This window comes from Janthinobacterium sp. FW305-128 (assembly GCF_020858135.1).
In the GTDB taxonomy this organism is placed as follows: domain Bacteria; phylum Pseudomonadota; class Gammaproteobacteria; order Burkholderiales; family Burkholderiaceae_D; genus Janthinobacterium.
Genome location: NZ_JACYMK010000025.1, coordinates 1 through 5,415, shown reverse-complemented (window position 1 = coordinate 5,415; position 5,415 = coordinate 1). Strand labels below are relative to the sequence as shown.

Below are 5,415 nucleotides of genomic sequence, written 5' to 3'. Positions count from 1 at the left end.
GGACCGTGAAACAACTTTGCGCCGATGATAGTGCTGCAACCAGTGTGAAAGTAGGTTATCGTCAGGCTTGTTATTCGCAGTAAGAGAAAAACCCCACCGGATTCCGGTGGGGTTTTTTTTCGTCTGGCGGTTTTGCTGGGTGCCGCGGGTGCAGTCGGCTTACGCTGCGCTAAGCCGACCTACGCCGACCTACGCCGGCCTGCGCCGGCCTGCCCGATCAGCCGATCTACGGTCAGTGTGAGGGGGGCTGACCCCGGCTGTTCAGCAGGCGAAAAAAAAAGCAGCGCTGCGCGCTGCCTTTTTCATTTATCACCACATGTTGTGCACGGCGGGCACCGTCATGTTCTCTTCATATTGACACTGTACGATGATGTCCATTCTCATCAAGTAACGTGTGCACCCATGCTGTCCAAGCTTAAACTTGTCAAAACTTCCAAAGGCATCGATAGCATCCTGATGCTGTCGGCCATGCTGATACTCTGGATCGGTAATTACAGCAACCTCGACCTCATGATTGCCGACAGTATGTTCGACGGTGCGCGTGGACAATTTGTCGGCGCTGACAGCGTGTGGGCGCGCAGTTTTCAGATCGGTATGATCTTGCTTGGCGCCGTCATGATCGGGCTGACCGTGTGGGACACCTTGCGTCCGTTGGCCTGGCTTGCTTCGCGTCGCAGCGCCTTGCGCGTGGTGGCGCTGTCGGCTATCTTCGTGCCGCTAAGCATCTATTTGCTCTCTTCCTTCAGCGACGTGCCCTGTCCCACGGATTTGTTGCGTTATGGTGGACTGGAGCCGTACACGCGCCTGTTGGAAACATTGCCAGCCAGCGCATCTGCCATGGCATGCCTGCCTGCTACTCAGGCGAACACTGCCTGGTGGATGCTGGCCTTGCCATTGTTCTGTCTGCCCGGGCGACCACGCACGGCGCTGCTGCTCGCTTGCGTCATGCTGCTGTGCGGTTTGGCGGCAAGCTGGCAGCAACAGTTGCAAGGTACGCAATTTTTTACACACACCTTGTGGTCTGCCTGGATTGCTTCTTTCCTGATCTATCTGCTACATCATTTGTTCCGGGCCGAGGACGCGTTGGCCTGAAACACGAAAGTACGTCACAATCTGCCTGTCGAGTTGTCGTTTCATACAAAAACAGGAGCACCATGAACGAGCAGATTGCGAGAGAAGTGGTATTGGTCCGTGCTATCGAGACGGCCGACCAGAAAAAAGAAGTCCTCAGCGAGGATGACCGCATGTATGCCAGCCGCAGTGCGCGTGAGCTTGCGCAGTGGCAAGCTTCGGGCAAGCAGGCCGAAGTCACGGGTGACGATTTCCTGCAGCAGCGTTCCGAGCTGATCCTCAAGCGCATCACCGAGCGCACTCCCGCCTTCGCTGCTTTCGCGAAGCGTCGCAACGGCATGAAGACCATGGCGCTGGCCTTGCCCCTGCTGGCTTTGCTGCTGGGCGCCGGACTGGACCGTATAACGGACCCCCATCGCGTCGACTTGCTGTCGGCGCCCTTGCTGCTGATCATCGCCTGGAATGTGCTGGTCTACCTGGGCTTGCTGATTTGGCTATGCATCCCTTCGCATTCCCTGGGCTGGCCGAAGGCGGGATTGGTGCGCCACCTGAGCGTGGGCCGGTTGGCCTTGCCGCGCAAACTGCCGCACGCATTGTCCTCGGGCTTGCTCAGCTTCATGGGGGAATGGGCGCATTTGAGCGCCAAGCTGACGGCCGCGCGCCTGGGCCGTACAATCCACTTGAGCGCTGCCATGTTTGCCATTGGCGCCGTCGCCTCGTTGTATGCGCGCGGTTTTCTGTCGCAATACGCGGCCGGCTGGGAAAGCACCTTTCTGAATGCCGGCCAGGTGCACAGCCTGCTGTCGACCCTGTTTGCGCCGGCCATTGCCCTGTTTCACTTACAAGGTTTTTCGCTGGCGGAAATCGAAGCGCTGCGCTTCCCGCAAACAACGACCGTCGAAGGCGGCGCACGCTGGGTGCATTTGTATGCGGCGACGATTTTCCTGCTGGTGGTCGTCCCCCGCCTGATCCTGGCCCTGGTCAATAATTGGCGCGCCGCGCGCCTGGCCAGGCAGTTTCCGCTGGATCTCGATCAGCCGTATTTCCGCAAGCTTAATGAAAGCATCGGTGTGGCCACGGGCGGCATGCTGCGCGTCTTGCCCTACAGCTTTACTGTCGATGAGGCACGCCACAAGGGTCTGGGGCAAATCGCCCTCATGCTGTTTGGCGAGCAGGGGCGCATGATGCTGCGTCCATCAACGTCGTATGGCGAAGAGCCGCAGGACGTCTTGCGCGACACGGACTTGAACGATCCACAAGTCAATATCACGGCCGTGCTGTTCAATCTGACGGCGACGCCGGAAAAGGAAAATCACGGGGCCTTCCTCGATTATCTGGTGCAATCGTCGGCGCGCGGCATCGCTGTCCTGATCGACGAGTCCAGCTACCTGGAGCGCGCGGGCGAGCAGGCGGATAACGGCGCGCGTCTGGCGGAACGGGTCGCCTTGTGGCAGCAGTTCTGCCAGTTCCATAAAGCCACGGCCACCGTGGTCAATTTGCTCAACCCTGCCTTGCACCCGCTTGATGCCGGTGTCGGCTTGAAAGTATCGGCAGCAGCATGAGTGTGAACGTGAATAAAGATGTGCAAGATGACGCGGTGCAGATTCAGTTTGCGCTGATTTCGCACACGAATAATGGCAAGACAACACTCGCGCGTACCCTCGTCGGCGTGGATGTGGGCGAAGTGCGCGACGCTGCCCACGTAACCGTGTTTGCCGAATCGCATACCTTGTTGGCCACGCCACAGGGTGATGCTTTGCAATTGTGGGACACGCCCGGCTTTGGCGACTCCGTGCGTCTGCTCAAGCGCCTGGGCCAGTCAGGCAATCCCATCGGCTGGTTTCTGCGTGAAGTGCTGGACCGTTATCGCGACCGCCCGTTTTGGCTCAGCCAGCAGGCGCTGCGCACGGCCAAGGACTCCGCCGACGTGGTGTTGTACCTGGTGAATTCCTCGGAACATCCGAAGGATGCGGGCTACTTGCCGGCGGAAATGAAAATCCTCGCCTGGCTGGATAAGCCTGTGGTGGTCTTGCTCAATCAGATGGGGCCGCCGCGTCCGGGTAATGAGGAACATGGCGAGCAGGTGCGCTGGCGCGAGCATTTGCAGCAGTATCCAATCGTGCGCGATGTCCTGGCGCTCGATGCCTTTGCCCGCTGCTGGGTGCATGAACGCGTGTTTTACGAAGCTGTGGGTAAATTGTTGCCGCAGTCGCAGCAAGCAGGCTATGCGCGTTTGTTTGCTGCCTGGCAAGAGCAGAATACGGCACGTTTCCGGCAGGCGATGCACTTGCTGGCCACGCAACTGGCGGTGGCCGGGCAGGATCGCGAAGCCATCGAGCCCGCCTCTAAGGGGCTGCTGAAATCGGCCTTGCAGGTCGTTGGCATAGGCAAGAACGCAGAGCAGCAACGCCAGGAAAAGGCCATGGCCAGCCTGGTGGCGCGGCTTAATGCGCACAGCGGTATCACCACGCGTGAGCTTTTGATCTTGCACAAACTCGACCCGACCGACGCGCATAAGATCAATAGCCGGATACGGGAGAACTTCGCCGTGCGCGCGCCGATCGACAAGGCGCAAGCCGGGCTATTGGGCGCGATGATTTCCGGTGCGGCGACAGGGCTGTCGGCCGACCTGATTTCCGGCGGTCTGACCTTGGGCACGGGCGCCCTGCTTGGCGGTGTGGTTGGTGCGTTGACGTTTGCGGGCGCAGCCTGGGGCTTTAATTCCGGAACGGACCGCAATGAGCCCACGATGCAATTTACCGATGCCTTCCTGCGCACCTTGGTGGTGGCGGGCGTGCTGCGTTACCTGGCGGTGGCGCACTTTGGCCGTGGCCGCGGCAACTTTGTCGAAAGCGAGGCGCCGGCCTTCTGGCAGGATGAAGTCGAGCAGGCGGTGGCGCGTCATGAGAGCGCATTGGTCGAGTTATGGAAAGAGGTGCGCCGCGCGAAGTCCAATGAACTGGCTGCCGAATGTGTGCAGCCCATCATCACGGCGATCACTGCCGATGTGCTGGCGCGTCTGTACCCGGACGTGACGCAGCAGATGTAAATACGGGCTTCCATCGTCTATTTCCAACAGGGTTTCCCCCATGAGCATACATAAAATCGCCGTCATCGCCGGTGACGGCATTGGCAATGAAGTCATGCCGGAGGGCTTGCGTGTAATTGAAGCGGCCGCCCGCCGTTTCAATATCGACCTGCAGTTTACGACGATGGCATGGGCCAATTGCGACTATTACCTGGAACACGGGCAAATGATGCCCTCGGACTGGTTCGCGCAGCTCAAGGATTTCGACGCCATCTATTTTGGCGCCGTGGGCTGGCCGGACAAGGTGCCCGATCATATCTCGCTGTGGGGTTCATTACTGAAGTTCCGGCGTGAATTCGACGAATACGTCAACTTGCGTCCCGTGCGGCTGATGCCGGGCGTGCCATGTCCGCTGGCGAATAAAAAGCCGGGCGATATCGACTTTTATGTGGTGCGTGAAAATACGGAAGGAGAATATTCATCCGTGGGCGGACGCATGTTCGAGGGGACCGAGCGCGAAATGGTGCTGCAGGAATCCGTGTTTACGCGCAAAGGCATCGACCGCATCCTGAAGTATGCGTTTGAGCTGGCGCAAAGCCGGCCTAAAAAACACCTGACATCGGCGACCAAGTCGAATGGCATTGCCATCAGCATGCCGTATTGGGATGAACGGGTGGAAGCGATGGGCCCGAGCTTTCCCGAGGTCTGCTGGGATAAATACCATATCGACATCCTGGCGGCTCGCTTTATATTGAGTCCCGAACGTTTCGACGTGGTGGTCGCTTCGAATCTGTTTGGCGACATATTGTCTGACCTGGGACCTGCGTGCACGGGAACGATTGCCATCGCACCATCGGCCAATATCAATCCGGAGCGTACATTCCCCTCCGTCTTTGAGCCGGTGCACGGTTCCGCGCCCGATATCTATGGCCAGAATATCGCCAACCCGATCGGCATGATCTGGTCGGGCGCCATGATGCTGGACTTCCTCGGTAATGGCGATGCCAATTACACGGCGGCGCATGACGCGATTGTGCACGCCATCGAGCGGGTGCTCGAGCATGGTCCGCGTACGCCGGATATGGGCGGCAGCGCCAGTACGACCGATGTGGGCATGGCGGTTGCCGAATTGCTGAAATAAAGCTTGCCGCCTTTGAGTGGCTTTGCTATAGTTCGCCTCCCCAATGAGACGCAGTGGTTTTAGCGAAACAGAGGAAGCCGGATGCAGTAGCAAACGGCAAAAAAGAAGGTTGACGAATTAGCCGAAACGCTTCATACTCTTCCTTCTTCGCAGCTGACAAACACAACGCTTTGTC

The 5,415-nt window shown here is 58.8% G+C and carries 4 protein-coding genes; all 4 read left to right on the top strand.

Annotation, left to right across the window (positions count from 1 at the left end; genetic code table 11):
• Positions 1 to 402 precede the first annotated feature (402 nt).
• Positions 403 to 1,092: an acid phosphatase gene (locus tag IGS60_RS28110; protein WP_230506891.1), complete on the top strand. Its 690-nt coding sequence runs from the start codon at positions 403 to 405 to the stop codon at positions 1,090 to 1,092.
• A 62-nt stretch (positions 1,093 to 1,154) separates the two neighbouring features.
• Complete coding sequence (locus IGS60_RS28105; RefSeq protein ID WP_070223772.1) at positions 1,155 to 2,633, top strand: DUF2868 domain-containing protein; 1,479 nt, start codon at positions 1,155 to 1,157, stop codon at positions 2,631 to 2,633.
• Positions 2,630 to 4,120: a DUF3482 domain-containing protein gene (locus IGS60_RS28100; protein ID WP_230506890.1), complete on the top strand. Its 1,491-nt coding sequence runs from the start codon at positions 2,630 to 2,632 to the stop codon at positions 4,118 to 4,120. Before IGS60_RS28105 ends, IGS60_RS28100 begins: the two co-directional genes overlap by 4 nt.
• Positions 4,121 to 4,160: 40 nt before the next feature.
• Positions 4,161 to 5,240 (top strand): tartrate dehydrogenase, encoded by a 1,080-nt coding sequence (locus tag IGS60_RS28095; protein ID WP_230506889.1) that lies wholly within the window; start codon positions 4,161 to 4,163, stop codon positions 5,238 to 5,240.
• Positions 5,241 to 5,415: the final 175 nt, after the last annotated feature.